The following is a 19,743-nucleotide window of genomic DNA, read 5'->3' as shown; positions in this document are numbered from 1 at the left end:
CAGCAATCATATCTGTGCCGCCAGCAAAATTATACATAGAAGACCTTATTATATTTTTCCATTCAAGTTTTTATTAATTTCCATAGGACAATCTCCTTATAATCTCCTATGCGAAATACTTGACCGACAAGGATAAAATCATAAACTTCTTTTGTATTACTTTATATTTTGAATTTATTAATAGCAGTTTGTAAATTTTCCGCCATCTTTGCCAGGTACTGACTTGAGGATGCAATCTCTTCAATAGATGCAGACTGCTCCTCCGTTGCTGCTGACACTGTCTGTGTTTGTTCAGCCGTACTCTTGCTTTCTTTATCAACCTCTTGTATAGATCCTACCATATGTTGACTACTATTGGTTATCTGCTGAATGGCAGCTGATATTTCATGAATTTGGTTTGATATTTCTCGAATCATCATAATAATCTCGCGAAAACTTTTTCCGGCTAGACTTACCACTTCAGTTCCAATATTAACTTCCTTTTTGCCATCATTCATAAAAACAACTGCATCAATGGTTTTTTCCTGAACTTCACCAATTAAATCAGCGATTTGTTGCGTAGCTTTTTGTGATTGTTCTGCCAATTTGCGAACTTCATCGGCAACAACCGCAAAACCTTTGCCAGCTTCTCCTGCTCTAGCCGCTTCAATCGCTGCATTTAAAGCCAAAAGATTGGTTTGTCCAGAAATACTGGAGATGGCTTCAACAATCTGGCCAATTTGTTTTGATTTTTCTTCCAACTCGCCAATTGTATTGGAGGTAGCATTTGTTTTCTGCTCAATTATCACCATTTGTTTTACGGCTTTTTCTACAGCGTGTTCACCATCATTCGCCGCCTTTGCCGTCCTTTCTGCTGACGCCGATACCACTGTAGCATTTTCGGCAACTTGATTAATTCCCTTGGACATTTGTTCAATAACTTCTGTTGTTGAATGAACTAAGCACCGTTGATTATCAGCACCTTGCGCCACTTTATTCACTGATATGGCGACTTGATTGGATGCTTGAGCGGATTGTTCAGCACTGGCCGTTAATTGCTCGGATGATGCCGCGACTTGTTCAGAAGTGTGAGAGATTTGTTTAATCAAACCACCGATATTTTTATTCATTTTATCAACAGCTTGCGCTAATCTGCCAAATTCATTATCCAAACTCATATTCCTTGTCGATACTTTTTTAGAAAAATCACCGCTGGCCAATTCGCTTATGAAATCTACCGCATCACTAAGCGACCTGGTAATTGAACGTGTAATAATCCACCCCACTGCTATTCCCGCTATCATAGCAATTATAATTATGGAAATAAACCACAAGATTGCCTTTTCAAAATCATTTTTATTTTGTTTGTTAATTCCATCAGCAGCTTCTTCCCTATAATCGGTAAGGTCGCGTAAATTTATGCTTAGTTTATCAAATACAGGACGAGCTTCTTTTGTATATAACTCATATGCTTCGCTTTTTTTGTCCTGCACAGCAAGGTTAATAACCTCCTGCCTTATCACACGGTATTTTTCTAAATTGCTGTAAGTCTGCTTTAATGTCTCAGACTCAAAATCATCCAATCTGATTTTCTCATAGGATTCAAGGTTTTTATAAATTGCCAATTTTTCCCGGGAATCAATATCAGCTATTATATGCTTCTTTTGTTTATCTTCTTTAGTAATCATCAAATCGAACATTTCTGCTTCAATTTTCCGTGACTGATTACGGTTATCATTTAGCCACTGTACTGGCAACATATACGCATTATACATTGAATTCATCTCATTACTGGCTTTTAATAAATAATAGTAACCTGTACATCCTACCGCAGCTAATGAAATCATAAATACAGAAATCAATAAAGTTAACTTAATCGCCATTCTAGAATTATTTAACCAGTTCATTAAATTCACTACTCCTTATAAGAGAATATATTAGTATAGTGACTTACCCTACTCAATAATTGCGACAATATTTTTTTGAGTAGGGTTTATAAGTTAGTTATAATGTAACTATTATATGTATCTTCTTTATGATCTCATAAACTCAATTTCCCGCAGCATTCAAATGACATTGTTAAAATTTTGAACATATTTTTCAAACGCGACATTACTTTACTACAGTAGAATGATCTGGCTGATTTTTAACTTCGCAGCAGAGTAAATCATTATTACCCCAACATTTGTCATAAGCAAAACCCGTCAAATCTTCTACAACCGCTTTAGCCTCATTAGAAACGTTTGCTTTAGAACCACCATTTTTCAATCTTTGTACCTCTTCAGCCAATATCTTATGAACTTTTCTATCTAATCTAAATCTAAATGAAATTGCTATACCAATAATAATCATAATAATAGGAACAATGGTATATAATATCAGCAGTGCGTCGATTGTGCTTTGAGGCTGACTGGCCGAATTCTTGACAAAGCCAGTTGCTTCTAACAGCACTCCAACAATTAATACTTCAAGAGTAGTAAAGAGTACATCCAAAAAGTTACTAACCCCTGAGTATACCCCTTCTCTTCTTCTGCCTGTCATTACTTCATCAATATCAGGTATGAATGCAAATGTATACTGCATGGCGTTAACTAAACCTGCCTTGCCGAAATTCATAGCAACGATAAACGTAATCAATAATATTTCCATATGCGCTGGTTTTACTACGCCAAGATAGAGGAACCCTAAGAGAACAATGATAGCGCCAATTCCTCCTAAGCGATAGGTAACATTACCGTTAGTCTTAGCGGTTAGCCATATATGGAATGTCAAGAATGCAATTCCAAACACAAAGCCCATGCTTGTGGATACCGAAACCACTTTTGGATTTAGCATTAATACAAAAACAATAAAATAAGTATTGATTGTGCCAGCTAATGACCGAAACATCTGCTCTGATAAATACATCCCCAAATACAATCGATAAGCTCTTAGCTTGATAGCAGAAGAAAAATCACGACCAATCGTCACAAAATGCTGGAGCAGGGACGGTCTTGGCTGAGCTACTTGCAATAATGTTTCATCTATCGGACGTTCAAATACCGATAGATAAAATAGTACCAGCATGACAAGTGATACTAAATCATAAACGATTGCGGCGATGAAAAATGTCATAGGATTCTTGTCACCGAAAACGCTAAAGAAATATACGGTAGCCATAGACGAAGATATACCTGCAATGGCCGCACCAACCTGATTCAGCCCTGCTAATTGTGCCCGTTCAGAGGGTGTTCTTGTCATTTCTGCGGCAAAAGTACCTTGAGAAACAATTGCTAGCGGATTAACAAACGCGGTTACTATCAGTAATGTTGCATAATAAATTGTCGGCATATCCGGTATCCAATAAAGTGGGAAAGTAAGTACTTTGAAAGGAATGGAAATGAGGAGAAGAGCTTTTCTTCTTCCAAATCTTCTGCCAAACTTCGTTTTATAAAGATTATCACTAATTGACCCCATCACTGGAGTAAGAAAGGCACTAATCAGTTTGCTCGCAGCAAGTACAGAGGTAATCATAACAATGGATATATTGCAAAATGTTGTGTAAAAATACATTTGCCAGGCATTAACTAGCGTATCTGTCACTGTGGACATTTGATAACACGCAAACCCCAATTTATTGATTAACTTTAGTTCACGAACAGGTTTTTCCATCCTATATTCTCCCCTCAAAATACATTATAATTAACTATTTTATCCAAACGTATCCTAAGAATCGCTCAATCACTCTCTAACAATATCGTGTCATACATTATGGCACTGTTATTATTAGTAAAAGTAATAACATTTTCACCTGCTTGTAACAAATCGGAACTAATCTCTATTTCTTCCATGTGGTACCAGCCACTTTTGTTACCAGATCGATAAATAGTGCTGTCATTGGTATATGTAATGGTTTTAACAGTATGTCCATTCACTGTAATGGCTAAATTCCCATTCTTTCCATAGATGCCGCCTTTAGTAAAAGCCGCCATAGCTACCGTCAGATAGAATTTTTTCTCATTGACATTCTGCATATTAAATCGTACATTCCAATCTCCCGATTTGGTTTGCGCATAATACCAGTCCTCGCTATCCTTGCTTTTACCCACCACATAATCTAATTTTTCAGGAACATCAGCTTGCCACTTATGATTTCTTAATTCATTACCATACTTAAATTCCTTTGCAGTACGATCGGCCACACCAATTTGCCATAACTTATTTTTATGATAGGGTGGATCCCAACTAATCGTTCCCAGATTCATATTAGCTTTCTCCACAACTATGTTATCTTTATTTAATTCATTAGTTATATATCCTTTTGTGGCATAAGCGTACAAAGTATATGTTCCAGGCCTAACATTATTCAATTTGAAAATTCCATCTTTATCAGCTTGGGAATAGAATATATAATCCCCTTTCTGTCTGATATAATCGCCGCCGGATTTAGCTAAAACGACCATTGCTCCTTCACTGGACCGTTTATGAGTCATAGCTAATTTCCCTGTAACAGAGGCTCTCTGGATAGGATATAGTGGCTCAGTCATCCAAGCATATGGCCATTTTTTTCCCTCGGTTATCGCTTTTTCCTTGGCATCACGAATCACTTCATCTTCATTTCCAGCATTTACATAAACATACCATGGACCATATAATTTCTCCCAATTAGCCGGAACTGTAAAATCACCTGTTCCAAAATGAGCACTTGTCATATAATTCAATGTAATGGCATCATAATGCACTAAAAGATCTTGTTTTAAAGGACCGCTCGGGTAATATTCCGTGCTGACTGGAATAAACCAAAAGCCAAAGCCATTACCATATTGCCCCCAGAAAGGATTGTCTTTAAAATAACCAGCATAATCATACTTCGAATATATCTTACCGTTGGTATATAATTCACCGTCCGGTAATTCATAGGTTTCATCTTGGATTTTTTTGTACTGGATCATATAGCTGCGCAGCGGCTGCCTACCTTTTCGTTCTGCATTATAAGCATGATCAAAAATACCAGTGTCTAGTCGATACACTGATCGCAACTCGCTAAGCTTAAATTCATTCCCAAAATTATTTTTTACAACCGTATAACAATAAATTCCACTTTCTCCTTTTTTCATAATAGTATGATACTCAACGTAGAGCATACCCGTTTTATCAATATAAGCAATATGAGCTTCATCTGCAGTATTTGAGATGACCTTCAACTCAGCCACAGTTAACGGTCTAGCTTTACCTTCTGCGTAATAGTCCACATAAAAAGTATCTTTACCATCTACAATATTGTGAGCTAGCTCCACATTATTTTTTACTAACGACTGAACTGTACCGTTCTCCTTAAATTCGACGGTCAATAATCCATTTGATATTCTAACTTTCAAACCATCAACCGTTAACTGAACATCTTGTCCAATCTCCTTCGATGTCTTTTCATCTATTGCACTCGAACGTTGAGCAGCCATAACTGGTTCCAAAGAACAAAATAAGATTGACAAGATAATTGGAAATACCCATAGCAAGCGTCTATACATTCATATCCCTCCATAAAATATATTTTTTAATATTTCAATTTTTTCTGGATATTTGGTATTAATCACTTTCTAATAAAATTGTGTCATACATTATGGCGCTATGGTTGTTGGTAAAAGTAACGATATTCTCCCCAGTATGTAACATAGCTGCATCCAATTCAATCTCCTGCAAATGATACCAGCCGCTTTGAGTCGCTGAACGATAAATCGTAGTATCACTAGAATAAGAAAGAGCTTTTACTACATGGTCGTTCACTTTGATAATTACATCAGGATCTTCGGCTCCATCAATTTTGCCTTTTGTAGCTGCTGCAATGGCTACTGTCAAATAATATTTCTTAGCTGCAACATCTTTCATCAGAAAGCGTATGTTCCAGTCTCCCGGTTTCGCTTGTGCATAATACCAATCTTCACTCTCTTGGCTTTTCCCTATTACATAATCCAACCGTCCCGGAACCATACAGTGCCATTTATAATTTCTTAATTCATTGCCAAATTTAAATCCTGTTGCAGTACGATTAGCGTTGCCAATTTGCCAGAGCTTATTTTTGCGATAAACTGGATCCCAAATGATTTCACCTAGATGTATATCAACATCTTTAACAACTATATTATCTTTTTGAAATTCACTAGTTATGTCGCCTTGCGTAGCATAGGCATACAATGTATATGTCCCCGCCCTGACGTTATTTAATTTGAAATTCCCATTTTTATCAACTTGTGAATAAAAAATATAATCCGCTTTTTGCCTGATAAAATCACCACCGGGTTTTGCTAAAACAACCATCATCCTGTTGCTGGACCGCTTGTGAGTAATTGTTAATTTTCCTGTGACAGCGCCTCTAATCATAGGATATAGAGATTCATTAACCCAATCGTACGGCCACTTTTGTTCTTCAGCAGCAGCTTTTACTGCGGCATCACAAATCATTTCTTCCTCGTTGCCGCAATTTATATAAAGATACCAGGGCCCGTATAATTTCTGCCAGCTTGGCGGTACATAAAAATCACCTGTGCCAAAATGAGCGCCAGTCATATAATTTAAGATAATCGCGTTATAATGTACTAATAATTCCTGCTTTAAAGGACCGCTGGGATAATACTCATTGCTTACCGGAATAAACCAAAACCCAAAACCGTTTCCGTACTGCCCCCAAAAAGGATTGTCCTTATAATAGCCAGCATAATCATATTTGGAATATATTTTGCCATTGGTATATTCTTCACCATCCGGCAATTCATAAGTTTCATCCTGGATTTTTTTCCCTTGGCATAAATGGCTGTGCACAGGTTGTTTGCCTTTTCGTTCCGAATTATAAGCATGATCAAAAATACCAGAATCCAAACGATAAACCGTCCGCAATTCACTAAGTTTGAATTGTTTTTCTGTATTGTTTTTGGCAACAACATAGGAATGCAGCCCGCTTTCCCCTTTTTTCATGAGTATGTTATACTCAATATGCAGCAAGCCTGTTGTATCAATATAAGCAATATGAGCCTCATCTTTAGTATTCTTAAGCACTTTCAAATTGCTCACTGTAATATTTCTAAATTTGCCCTCCGCATGATAGTCAAGATAAAATGTATGATCTTTATCCGGGTCTGTAGCTGCACCACTTAAGTTTTTAACCAGTTCTATATTATTTTTAGTCAGCGACGTTACCATAGCGTTTTCATCAAATTCGACAGTTATAATTCCATTTGATAACTTGGCTTTCAAGCCACAAGTTATCAATTCAACATCAAATTCCATTTTTTCACTTCCATTGACCATTTTTATTAGTTGCCTTTGCCGATTAACCATTGGGGAAATCTCAAAATCCAACCTCATCTGCTATAACGATTACAGTTGTTCGCCCCTTAACCTTCATTCCATTGTGTATGATCGCTGTGTAATTACACATACGCTCCGGATGATTGCAATTTTCGCATTTTCCTGTAAATGTACAAGGTGTTTGATGATTGTTTCTTTTTGCATTCATTGGAGCAATTTTTTTTATTCTCTTTAATGCCTCATCAATATCTTCTACAAGTTTATTTGCTCCAACCACCACTATGACTTTTTCTGGTCCAAAAATCATAGCAGCAACTCGATTACCTGAACAATCAGTACATACAATTTCTCCATTTCTGGTAACAGCATTTGCTCCTGTTAAAAAGTAATCAGCCAGTAAGGCCTCTTTATAAAATCTAATATGCTGTTCTGAAGAACCTTTTTGATAACGATCAATCAGGCTGTACTTTTCAGACCTTAGCGTATCTAATATGTTCATCTTTTCCAGGGTTACAGAACCACCAAGACCTATAGATACATTCTCTGGTATTATATCTAGAACTTTATTTCTTGCCTCTTCTAAATCAGTTACACAATATGCCTCAAAACCTTTACGCTCTAATACAGCAACCATATACTTTGCGCTTTCTTCATGCTGCCATTTTTTCATGTCACTCATACTAACATTGTTCTCCTTTCCATTTAGCTTAGCAGTTTGCTGACAACTTGAAGATGACTTTTCTAAAAAAAATAACTTTAAATTTATTCAATAATTCTCATAATGCTTTGAAAACAACAAATTATGTTGTTTTCAAAGCAAGAACTGAAGAAGCTCAAAATGATATTACAATGATTCAACTTTTTTAATTAAAGAAGACTTCCAGTTGCAATCGAATTTGCGTTTTATGATCATAAGTATCTCCGTTAATAGGCATAGCATAAAGATATCTGCCAGTAAATTTCATGTTTTTAACAGGAACATACTGATATACAATATCAAATCCCTTTTGTCCATTCGTAATACTGGAAAGAGTTTCCCCTGAATTAGTCATTAAACCTGTTTTTGTAGAATCATATGCATAATCTTTGATATCAGAATCTGTCTTAATGGTAGCCTTAGCCTCATTCCTTACTACTTCAAAAACCCAGCCATAAGATCTGACTTTAGCAAGATCAGCTTTCTTATAGCTTATGCTGGCATAATATGCGTGATTGTTGTCGTCGCGATTGCTTTGGGCATAATCTCCTCGCAATGTAACATCGGAAGTGAGCTTTTTAGCAAAAGCACCCTCGAAAATTCTACCTGATTTATACGTTGAGTTAGAACTATTGGTAAGATAAACTGCACCAAATAAATCAGTTGTCTTGTCTAGAGAATATTTGAAATCTATAGTAGCTACATTCGTGCCATAACCAGGATTAAGACTTGATTCTCCTGCAAGCCCAGCAGAACTAGATGTAACAGTCTTTGTCTTAACATATGTATATTTACTGTCATTTTTAGCCCAACTTATATTTGTTTTTACTACCTTACCAAAGCTATAACGAAACCCTTCTCCAAACTCCTTGTTTACAAAGCCAAAAATAGGATTATTCTTAAATCTCCCCGCTTCCAAAGTACCTGAACCAACAGGTCCTGTAATAAACATTTGTTCAATATCAAAATCACCAGAAAGGTTATCAGCCGCAGCAGTATCAACACCATTAGAATCTTTGTTGCCTTCTAATCTAACTTCCGCAGTCCAACCTGGAGCAAATTCTGAACGGCCTACCAATTCAAAATTGTAATTGAAATCTTTCGGGCGCGAACTGGAGGTTGTTGTACCCGTACTTGTTGTTGTATATTTACGGTCAGATCGGATACGAAAGTTTGAACCACTCCAATCTATGACATTCCCTTTTTTATTTTTTGAAGATGACTCAGAAGTAGCTAGAAAGCCAACACCCAAGTCCTTGAGTTCGCTGCCGTATTCGGTGGTCATTTTCTTTATAAGTGCTTTTGATTCATCATCTATATTTTTATTTTTTTCTGATTTTTCGATAGCTCTGCGTACAATCAGAGCCATTTCATAACGGGTAACAATTTTTTCACCTTTGAAAGTTTTATCATCATAATCATCAATGATACCAGCTTGCAACAATTTGTTAACAGCGCCATATGACCAATCAGTATGCGGAACATCATCAAAAGTACGCTTGGCAGCAAAAGCTGTACCAGCAATACTAAGCATAAATACTAGTGCTAATGTAATAATCAAACCCTTTTTCATCTTATCCCTCCTAAGTTATTGACTTTTTTCTAAGTCAACTAGAAAATGTAAGCTGAGCGTCCATTGTTTCCCCAACAATGCTCATATCTATCGCAAACTACAAGAACTAGACTAGCAGCGGAAGCTTAAAATCCCTCCCTTTCCTCCGACAGTCCTTCTAGTAATAAACATTGAATTATATGTCAAATTCGAACATTACCAAAAGGATTACTTAAGGTGTACAAGCAACACCCCAATGCGATCAATCCCAGATGTTATAATCAGAGCAAATTGTCATATATTTTCAATTTTTATTATTTTCTCCCCTGTTTTAAAATATAATTAATCAGATTTTAAGCTGTTCATATTTACGATATTTTAAGCACATCTTAATCGGCTATATTTTTGGGGGTAGAATTAGATATCAATGGTTTTTCTACTCTATTGTACTTTTTCCAATTTTCATACCCCACCGGATTATTGCCCCATAAATTTTCATACTTCCATCCCGTTAAAACCTCAACAGTACTGCGAGTTATATCATCTACGTCGCTTTTAAGACCGCCATTTTTTATTCTTTCAATTTCTTTTTTGAGTATAGAATGTGATGCATCTGTAATTTTAAATTTATATGACCCTATAATACCTACAATGAGGAATGCTAAAGGTACCAGTACCAATATAACCACCATAGCTGTCAAGGCTTCATGAGACTGTTGCTTTATGCCAGAGACAAAATTAAACTCTTGCAATATAATCCCAACCACAAAGATTGCAAGTGCTTGTGAAGCTTTCCTTAAAAAAGACATAAATCCAGCAAAAACACCTTCTCTTCTACCACCAGATACAATTTCATCTACATCAGGGACAAAGGTATAATTGTTCCAAGGAATAAAGTTAATCCCGCCTCTTCCAAGCCCAGCAACAGCTGACACTACATACAAGGCAATTACACTATCAGCACCAACACCATATATAGCCAAATACCCAAAAATACTTAGCATAAACAGAGAAGATACAATTCTAAAGGCTGATCCTGGACTCACTTTCAATGTCACATATGTGGCTATTCCCACACCAGCAATTTGAAATATATACATGATAGCCAGCAAATTTGACACTAAAACCGCATCTTTAAAAAGAGCAAACACGATAAAGTAAGTGAATACGGCATTGAAAGTGTCTTGTGCTAGATATCCGCCTATGTACATTCCCAAATGAGCTCTGAATGTTTGAATTTTAAGAGTTGTGATTAAATCGATATAAATTTTTTGTATGTTCTGTCCAATACCCAATTTTACTTTTGGCTCTTTAGACTCTGTGGATTTTATTTCTTCTAACGATCTTTCCCAGGTAAAGTTATATACAAGTATTAGCACAACTATGAAAATGCCGGTAAAAATGGCTCCTGCATATAAAAAAGATCCAGAAGATTCTTTTCCCAAAGCGTTGATTAATCTCCCTGGCAAGAATGCTGCTACAAATGCCGAAAACTGAGCACAATACATTCTGGCACTGGTAAGTTTTGCACGCACTTTATAATTTGATGTCATTTCCGCTGCTAATGTGTCGTAAGGGATTAATATCATAGTGTATACAATTTCAAATATGATATATGTCATCAGATAATATAGATAGGAAAAGCCAGTCATCCATATGAATGAATAACAAATAACCAAGGGAATACTGATCAGTAAAAAAAATTTGCGTCTGCCAAATTTTCTGCCCAATCGAGTTTTGTGAAAATTATCGGTTATAAAACCCATTGTAGGGCTAGCCACTGCATCAACAATACGCGCCAATGCAAATATAGAGCTAGCTTCTACTAATGTTAATCCACAAAATGTAGTATAGAAATATAATAACCATGCGCTCGTTAATGCAAAGGCTCCCGCGCCTATAAAATCGGTTATACCATAGGAAAAATAATTGATAAATTTTAATTTTCGCTCTTCTCCAATCATATAAACACTCTTCCTTTCAAAATATGATTAGTCCAATTACATTGTTTTACCCAGCAACAACAATAAAAGCCTTCCTTCTCTCCACTAATTTCATCAATTGAAAAGTATATTTAGCTGTAATAGGTCTAAAATCAAAATTATAAAAAAATGATATAATGATTGGAAAGTAGGTAACATTACGAAGTACTACTAAAATAAGCGTATTAAATATAACTATGTAAATATTCTGACAGACATAATATTGCAAGAGATTGTCCATAAGGCATAGAGGTAAGAGGTATATCTTTATACTCTTGAATAGTATTAAAGACAGGGGTTCCAAAAGAGACATTTTGTAGCTCGCCATCTTCGCTGATATTATTCAAAATCCCCTGTATTGCTTTAATCGCTATCTCTTCATATTTCTTATCAATATAACGCTTGCGAACTGCCTTCAATATGCCATAAGCAAAACCAGCTGTAGCCGAAGCTTCTAAATAAGAAGTATCATCATCCAATATGGTATGCCACAAGCCACTATGTTCATCCTGACATTTAGCCAATGCTTCTACTTGATTTTTTAATGCATCTAGAAGAAACTCTTTTATAGAATCATCCTCATTCAAGTCCAAAAGCTCTAAGAATTCAGGTATAGCTATTGTTATCCAGCAATTTCCTCTTGCCCATAAAGCATTTGCAAAATTATGCCGCCCTTCAAAATTCCAGCCGTGAAACCAAAGCCCCGTTTTTTTGTCTGCCAAATACTTGATATGTAATAAAAATTGTTTTTTTGCTTCTTCTATATACGCAAGATTATTGAAAAGCTTACCTACTTTTGCTAAGGGCAACACACACATCATTAAGGTATCATCCCAAATTTGTTGCTTATTTTCACTATTATAAACAATATGCTGCAGACCATTTTCGTCTGTTCTAGGCATTTCATACATGACCCAATCCAACCATTGCTCTAAATAAGGCAGATAGGATTTAATTTTTGTATCTTCATATAAATAAGCTAAGGTCAAGAAAGGCGACACTGTATTGACATTTTTTGTTGTGCTCCTCTCTGCAAACCGAGCAGTAAACCACTCATTTATAATACATAAAGCTTTTTCGTCTTGGGTTAATTCATAGTACTTATACATTCCATATAACCCAATTCCATGGGTCCATTCCCAGCCGCCCCAGCCTTTCGTATCTATAATCCTTCCATCGTCGAGCTTTAATAGAAACTCTCCAGTTTCGTCTTTAATATTGATTAAATTATCCATAAGTAAATTTATTTTATGTACTATATCTCTTCTTCCAACGCCCTTCAAACTATTTGCCATAAATTTAATTAACACTCCTTTTCCACTTTATAGTCATTTTAAAAAGAATACTTCTTGCAAGTTAACTGTCACCGGAGAATTATCAGAATGAGTCTCCATCACCTCCTTCATATAAGCCCACCATTCCTGGCAAACCAATGTTTCGCTGCTTTTACGCCATTGACTTTCATCTTCAATTTCAAGGTACGCAAACAATGAATTGGTATTGGGATCAAAATGAATCGAATAATTGCATGCCCCATGTTCTTTTAGCATCTTAACCATTTCTGGCCAGATCTCATCGTGACGTTTTTTGTATTCTTCATAACAGTTATCAAATAGTTTCATCAGAAATGCTTTACGAATCATTTCTTTCCCTCCCTTCTTTACTGTGAAAACTTATTTTCATTTTGCATTGAGTATTCCTTCTACTGGATTCACCCCGAAGAATCTGGCCAAATCAGTAAGTTGCTGCTCTGTAATAATTTGTTTCACTCCTCCTTGATGAGAACTAATCAGCATATAAATTTGCGCTGCCTTTTCCACAGTTTCGATCAAGCCAAAGGTCTCATCCATTGTTGTACCTGCGCCAAAGATTCCGTGTTGTGGCCATATAACCAACCGATAATCTTTCATTTTTTTTGCTGTTCTTTGACCTATTTCATTCGTTCCCGGAACAATCCAGGGAACGACACCAATGCCATCGGGAAAAACAACCAAACACTCTGTACACATCTGCCACAAAGTTTTGGTGAAAATCTTCTCATCAAGATCATGCACAAAAGTCATCGCCAGTGTATTTGTAGCATGAGCATGCATGATAACACGATGATCTGGATCTTTCTGCAGGCGTTCACTATGACTCATAAAATGTGCTGCTAATTCACTAGTGGGTCGACTACCATCGTCGTATCCCCATAAAATATCAATCCCATTTCCATCTTTTGTTACACGAATAACCCCAAGATTCTCTTCCGGGTTGGCAGCCACATTTTTAAAGAATTTACCCGTTCCAGTTACAATAAAATATTTGCCGCTCAACTCTTTGACTGGGAATTCAAGAGAAAGAGTCCGCTTTACATCATTTATATCGATATATTTTTCCACCTCATTCTCTGTTAGAAGATAACTGAGGTTGCCACCATTACGTTCATCCCAGCCTAGTTCCCACATATTGCGAGTAACTTCCATCATCTCATTTACAAAGGGAATTTTATGTTGTGTTGTAATTAATCCCATATTTATTCCTCCATTCCTTGACTAGCAGCCATTATTATGGCATGCAATTACTTATCCTAATCCTATCGTTTTAGCAATACGTCTATTTCATATTTCTTTACATCTGCCAACCATGATTCTCGAATCGGAACATCCATTGTTTCGCAATAGTAATCCCAGATTGCACCGAAAGGATAGGATTTCATTTCTTCTAACATAGCTAAGCGGGTTGTAAAATCAGCTTTATTTTCAACTTCTTTTAGCATTTCAGTCGGCTCAAGCAACGCACGAAGCAATGCTTTAAGCATATTACGCGATCCAATTACCCATGCAGCAATGCGATTAATGCTAGCATCAAAATAATCTAGCCCTATATGAACTTTACCTAACAAATCATTACGTACAAGTTCTTTGGCTATTTCCTGTAATTCATCATCCATAATAACAACATGATCGCTATCCCAGCGAACTGGACGACTCACATGCAGCAAAATTTCAGTATCAAACAACGCTATAGCAGAAAGCTTGTTTGATATGGTTTCTGTCGGATGAAAATGACCTACATCTAAACAAATTGCCTTCTTATTTTGAATCGCATAATTCAAGCAAAATTCATGGGAGCCTACTACGTAACTTTCTGAACCAATGCCAAACAACTTGCTTTCCACTGCATCCACAATATATTGGCAACTTATTTTCTCAGCAAACACCTCATCAAGTGCTTCTTTCATCCGTTTTCTAGGTGCCATGCGGTCAATAGGTACATCTTTAAATCCATCAGGAAACCAGAAATTCGTAACACAAGTCTGCTTTAATTCTTTACCAAAATATTCAGCAATTCTGCGAGATACTTTGCAATGTTTTATCCAAAAATTTCGAATGTTGCGATCAAGATGGCTTATAGTGAATCCATTCTGGAAATTAGGGTGGGAAAAACAAGTTGGGTTGAAGTCCAAACCAAGCCCATGTTCTTTTGCCCAGTCTACCCAAGGTGTAAAATGCTTCGGTTCTAATGCATCTATATCAACTTTTTCATCAGTATCGGCATAAATGGCATGTAAATTCACCTTATGCTTTCCGGGAATCATCACAAGTGCTTTTTCTAAATCCTGACGGAGCTCTTGAGGGGTGCGAGCTGCTCCTGGGTAATTACCTGTAACTGAAATGCCACCTGATAATGCTTCATTTCTAAGGAAACCATGCACATCGTCTCCTTGCCAGCAATGCAGTGAAAGTTTTACTTGTGCCAGTTTAGTGAGCACTGCTTCCACATCAATTCCTATTGCAGCGTAAATTGTTTTTGCTTCTTCATATCGTCTGTTCAGCAAATTTTCCATTTTATATTTCTCCCTCTACAACTCTATATTTTTATTAAAAATGCTCTTATAGATCATAACCTACTATTTTAAAATTAATATAATTAGCATGTTCTTATTAACTGGTTAAATCTTTTATACACTTCATCTAAATTTTCGACTTTAGTAGGTTGATATGTTTTTATAGCAAAAGATTTCATAATCACTTTTCGAGCTTCAGCAATAGTATTCACTTCCCCCTTACTAATCATCTGCACCAAAATATTACCTAGTGCAGTTGATTCTACTGGACCTGCAATCACTGGAATTTGTAGAACATTTGCTGTAATTTGGCAAAGCAGTTCATTTTGCACGCCTCCTCCAACTACATGTAAAAAATCAATCGAATGTCCAGTGATCGTGACAAGTTCCTCTAGTGTCTTATGGTACATTAAGGCAAGACTATCAAAAATGCACCTGGCAAGCTCTCCCCTTGTATTTGGTACTAATTGCCCTGTTTGGCTGCAATAGTTTTGAATTTCGCTGATCATATTCTCCGGTTTCAAAAAACAATCATCGTTACAGTCAATTAAGAACTGGAAAGGTATAATTTTTTCAGCTTCCATCATAAGATCGGCAAAGGAAAACTCTGTACCTAAATCACGATGCACTTCCTGAATCAGCCAAAGTCCCATAATATTTTTTAAAAATCGATAGGTTCCATAAGCTCCCCATTCATTCGTAAAATTCATGGAATAGGACTGTGCATTCGCGATGGGGTAAGCATTTTCTACTCCCATAAGAGACCAAGTTCCACTACAAAGATAAGCAAAGTGCTTACCTGCCCCTGGAACTCCCAGAACAGAGGAGGCGGTATCATGACTTGCTACACAGACTAGCTCACATTGAGGTAAATTATACTGTTCCCGTAGGGATGCAGGCATCATTCCTATAGATGCACCTGGCTCAGTTAACATAGCGAACTGTTCGCGCCTTACACCTATCAGATTTAACAAATCATTATCATATTCTTTAGTAGCAAGATTCATTAGTTGGGTTGTTGATGCATTGGTTTTCTCACTAATTAATTTTCCTGATAAGCGATAATACAAATAATCCGGTATTAACAGTATTTTATGTGCTTTTTTTAATTCTTCCTTATCATGCATATACAATTGAAACAACGTATTAAAGTGCAAAAGCTGGATTCCCGTTCTTTCATAGATATCCGTAAGAGATATTTGTTTTTCTATGTCCATCATGGCTGTTTTAACACGATCATTACGATATGCATAAACTTCTTGTATACGGTTGCCTTGTGCATCTATCAAAACATAATCTACTGCCCAAGTATCAATGCCTAGAGTACATTCTTCGACACCTGTTTCTTTAGCCACTTTCAAACCATTAATAATTTCATCAAACAATTTATCAATATTCCAAAAATAGTTTCCATTTTGACCAATAACCCCATTATCAAAACGATAAATTTCTTGTAATTCAATTTTTCCATTATTGAGACTTCCACTCACCAAGCGTCCGCTTGATGCACCAATATCAATTGCAATATGTTTTTTCATCTGCACTCCCTTATTTGCGACGAATTATATAATGAGCTTTAGCACTATACCTTCTTGTTTATTTATGTTGTTTTTCCACAATTAGAACGTTTCTTAAATTAAATCAATTGTTGATTTAATTACTATTTTCTGAAACTTCTACTTTAATCTTATCATCATAATCTTTTTTGTCAATATAAAAACAGATTATTTTGTTGATTTTATTTGTTTTTTCTTTCTTTGGGTGCTTTTATTTATATGTTTGTTTTTGTTTGATATACAGTCACTATACCGTTATAATATAAATAAGTGCCATATTTGAATGTAAAGGAGAAACCTTTATGCTTGCCATAGAACGTCGGCAGAAGATTGTCGAAATTATTCAAACAGACAGAAAAGTACATGTATCAAATTTGAGTCAATTATTTGATGTCACAGAAGAAACCATTCGCCGCGACTTGGAAAAATTAGAAAATGATAATATGCTGACTCGTACTTACGGAGGTGCTGTCCTCAACCAACATACAAACGAAGATTTATCCTTTCCCGCAAGAAAATCAATCAATAGTGATCTTAAACAAAAAATTGCCCTAAAAGCTGCTCTGCTAATCAATAATGGTTCCACTATTATGATGGATACAAGTACCACTTGTTTAGAACTCCTACCTATCCTTCAGGACAAAATGAATATAACCATTATTACGAATTCAATTAAAATTCCTCATGATTTTAGCAATTCAGATTTCAATATTATTTCGACGGGTGGAACACTCCGCGCTTTCTCTCTTGCACTGGTAGGATCCGTCGCCCACAATACATTCCAAAACTATTACGTTGATATGACAATCATGAGTTGTAAGGCACTTTCCTTAGATAAAGGTATTATGGAGTCAAATGAACCTGAAAGTGAATTAAAAAAAAGTATGGTCAAACAAGCAGAAAAAGTCATTCTACTAGCAGACCATACTAAATTTAATAAAACCGCGTTTGTAAAACTTTTTGATTTTAGCTATATTGATTATGTAATTACGGACTGTGAACCTGCCGCCAATTGGATGGATCTCTTTAAAGAGCATAATATTCAAGTAATTTTTTAAACTCAACTTGTAGAGGGAAATCGAAAACAATGAAGGTGTCGTAAATAGTGGGGGTGCCTGGTGGATTATTGCTTTAACACTTTCAGGTGCCGTTGCTTGGAGAATCCCAAGTATTCTGGTCAAATTAAAATTGCAGCACTGTGATGCCTTGCAATATGCAACAATGCTTAAGGAGCTATCCTATTTCCTTTTATTCAGCTTTGTTTGAACATGGTACCGTACAGTGGGGATTCTACGCAATAGCTTATCTTCTATATGATGGCGTATTAGCTTCAGCATTAGCATTTTTCCTCTGAATCTATATTTTATCCAATACCGAAGCTGGTAAGGCATCTACCTCAATACTAGCAATTACAATTATCGGAGGTAATCTTTCTTTCTGAACCACCCAGAATTGATACCATTATGAGAATGGTATTAATTCTGGGTGGTATTTGACTTGTCACTAGAATCAGCAAGCCCCTTGAATTAAAGGAAACCTGATTCACTAAAGCAACATCAGAAAAACTAATTTGCAAAAAATAAAGAGAAGCTACTTATGATTGAGTAACAAACTTGATTATAAGTAACTTCTCTTTGTTATTTTTTACTGGCAGCGTCTTATGAGTTCTTTGCTTCCGAGGATATTCCTGACTCATTTTAGGTTATAGGCTAACCAAGGACAAAGAGACCTCTGCACTGACGGAAGCTTTTCTTTTCGTAAGAACATTCTTTAATTTGCTCATTACTAATTTTTCTTCCATCTTCGGTGATAGAAGTAACAGAAGGGGTACACCCTCGTTTCATTTTAGATTGTTTCTCTGACACATTCCTTTTTGACTTTATTTTATAAGCCGTCCTGTTCATTGACCATATCAGCAAGTTCTTCTTTAATGGGTTGCACCACTATAACACGATCATTAAACAAATTTTGTTGATTTAATAAACGAATCATCCAATCAGCAAGAGCTCTTAGAAAAATTCTCTTCAACGAACTGTATTACACGTTCAGGCAAATCCCCTGGATATTTTTGTACTTTTAAATCATTTGTAAATGAAAAATCCCCATTTACTAATGAACTATTTAATTTTTCCACCATTAATTCCCCCTAAAATATATGTTTTATAAACCGCGAGCAACACGTACTTTTCCAATAAATTGTTTCGCAATCTCCTCAATAGACTGATAATCACCAGTTTTAGCACCCGCTGTCAAATTTCCGCCGATGCCAACTGCGACGCAACCGGCTTTAATCCATTCTCCCACATTCTCTAAATTCACGCCGCCAGTTGGCATGAGTGGTGCTTGTGGAATTGGTCCTTTAATGGCTTTAATAAAAGATGGTCCAAAGGCATCACCTGGGAATATTTTTACGATATCAGCACCCGCTTCCATGGCGGCAATAACTTCAGCAATGGTCATAGCTCCAGGCATGACAGGAACTTGGTAACGATTGCATAACTTAACTGTCTCCAGGTTTAGTGATGGGCTGACAATATATTGAGCGCCTGCTAAAATGGCAATTCTAGCTGTTTCAGGATCAAGCACCGTTCCTGCCCCAATAATCATTTCTTCCGGCGAATATACCTTCCGTAAATCCGTAATCACTTGGGCTGCCTCTGGAATAGTAAAGGTAATTTCAATGGCAGCAATACCACCCTTCATACATGCCTCAGTGATCTTAATGGCCTGCTCAGAATTCTGTGCTCGAATTACAGCAACTACCCCTGACTGCATCAATTTTTGCAATACATTAATTCTAGGTATCAAGCTAACCCCTCCTCAAATAATTTTTAGCTCTATATCATGACTACATAGCAAACTACTTA

Annotated in this window: 15 protein-coding genes; 1 reads left to right on the top strand and 14 read right to left on the bottom strand. The window is 36.3% G+C overall.

Annotated features, from left to right (window positions below; translation table 11 throughout):
- Window positions 1-161: 161 nt before the first annotated feature.
- The 12 genes from BMZ99_RS16585 to rhaB all read right to left on the bottom strand — a co-directional run bounded on the left by BMZ99_RS16585 (window position 162) and on the right by rhaB (window position 16,858).
- Window positions 162-1,886, bottom strand: coding sequence for a methyl-accepting chemotaxis protein (locus tag BMZ99_RS16585; RefSeq protein WP_090939723.1), 1,725 nt, complete (start codon window positions 1,884-1,886; stop codon window positions 162-164).
- A gap of 205 nt (window positions 1,887-2,091) precedes the next feature.
- On the bottom strand, window positions 2,092-3,630 hold the full coding sequence (locus BMZ99_RS16580) for an MFS transporter (RefSeq protein WP_090939719.1): 1,539 nt from the start codon (window positions 3,628-3,630) through the stop codon (window positions 2,092-2,094).
- A gap of 65 nt (window positions 3,631-3,695) precedes the next feature.
- A complete protein-coding gene (locus BMZ99_RS16575) occupies window positions 3,696-5,486 on the bottom strand; it encodes a polysaccharide lyase family protein (RefSeq protein ID WP_090939716.1) in 1,791 nt (596 codons plus the stop codon).
- A 58-nt stretch (window positions 5,487-5,544) separates the two neighbouring features.
- Window positions 5,545-7,290 (bottom strand): polysaccharide lyase family protein, encoded by a 1,746-nt coding sequence (locus BMZ99_RS16570; protein ID WP_175490591.1) that lies wholly within the window; start codon window positions 7,288-7,290, stop codon window positions 5,545-5,547.
- Between the two features lie 10 nt (window positions 7,291-7,300).
- Complete coding sequence (locus tag BMZ99_RS16565) at window positions 7,301-7,939, bottom strand: lactate utilization protein (RefSeq protein WP_090939709.1); 639 nt, start codon at window positions 7,937-7,939, stop codon at window positions 7,301-7,303.
- Window positions 7,940-8,123: 184 nt separating this feature from the next.
- Window positions 8,124-9,530 carry an S-layer homology domain-containing protein gene (locus BMZ99_RS16560; protein WP_090939706.1) on the bottom strand — a complete coding sequence of 469 codons (1,407 nt, stop codon included), beginning with the start codon at window positions 9,528-9,530 and terminating at the stop codon, window positions 8,124-8,126.
- A gap of 368 nt (window positions 9,531-9,898) precedes the next feature.
- Window positions 9,899-11,473, bottom strand: a complete 1,575-nt coding sequence (locus tag BMZ99_RS16555) for an MFS transporter (RefSeq protein WP_090939702.1) — start codon at window positions 11,471-11,473, stop codon at window positions 9,899-9,901.
- Between the two features lie 203 nt (window positions 11,474-11,676).
- Window positions 11,677-12,786 carry a beta-galactosidase BglB gene (bglB, locus tag BMZ99_RS16550; RefSeq protein WP_090939699.1) on the bottom strand — a complete coding sequence of 370 codons (1,110 nt, stop codon included), beginning with the start codon at window positions 12,784-12,786 and terminating at the stop codon, window positions 11,677-11,679.
- 33 nt (window positions 12,787-12,819) lie between these two features.
- A complete protein-coding gene (gene rhaM / locus BMZ99_RS16545; protein WP_090939696.1) occupies window positions 12,820-13,134 on the bottom strand; it encodes an L-rhamnose mutarotase in 315 nt (104 codons plus the stop codon).
- A 36-nt stretch (window positions 13,135-13,170) separates the two neighbouring features.
- A complete protein-coding gene (rhaD, locus tag BMZ99_RS16540; protein ID WP_090939694.1) occupies window positions 13,171-14,004 on the bottom strand; it encodes a rhamnulose-1-phosphate aldolase in 834 nt (277 codons plus the stop codon).
- 62 nt (window positions 14,005-14,066) lie between these two features.
- Window positions 14,067-15,320, bottom strand: a complete 1,254-nt coding sequence (gene rhaA, locus BMZ99_RS16535; RefSeq protein ID WP_090939691.1) for an L-rhamnose isomerase — start codon at window positions 15,318-15,320, stop codon at window positions 14,067-14,069.
- An 83-nt stretch (window positions 15,321-15,403) separates the two neighbouring features.
- Entirely contained in the window at window positions 15,404-16,858 is a 1,455-nt protein-coding gene (gene rhaB, locus BMZ99_RS16530; protein WP_090939688.1) for a rhamnulokinase, read from the bottom strand.
- A gap of 320 nt (window positions 16,859-17,178) precedes the next feature.
- On the opposite strand from rhaB, the gene BMZ99_RS16525 reads away from it, so the two are divergent.
- On the top strand, window positions 17,179-17,934 hold the full coding sequence (locus BMZ99_RS16525; protein ID WP_090939685.1) for a DeoR/GlpR family DNA-binding transcription regulator: 756 nt from the start codon (window positions 17,179-17,181) through the stop codon (window positions 17,932-17,934).
- Window positions 17,935-18,872: 938 nt separating this feature from the next.
- Here BMZ99_RS16525 and BMZ99_RS26400 read toward each other — a convergent pair.
- Entirely contained in the window at window positions 18,873-19,013 is a 141-nt protein-coding gene (locus BMZ99_RS26400; RefSeq protein ID WP_175490590.1) for a hypothetical protein, read from the bottom strand.
- A 23-nt stretch (window positions 19,014-19,036) separates the two neighbouring features.
- On the bottom strand, window positions 19,037-19,681 hold the full coding sequence (locus BMZ99_RS16515) for a bifunctional 2-keto-4-hydroxyglutarate aldolase/2-keto-3-deoxy-6-phosphogluconate aldolase (protein ID WP_090939813.1): 645 nt from the start codon (window positions 19,679-19,681) through the stop codon (window positions 19,037-19,039).
- Window positions 19,682-19,743 lie beyond the last annotated feature (62 nt).

It is taken from the genome of Pelosinus propionicus DSM 13327 (assembly GCF_900114615.1).
Lineage (GTDB): Bacteria > Bacillota > Negativicutes > DSM-13327 > DSM-13327 > Pelosinus > Pelosinus propionicus.
The sequence above is the reverse complement of the archived record's forward strand: the minus strand, read 5'-3'. Positions and strand labels throughout refer to the sequence as shown.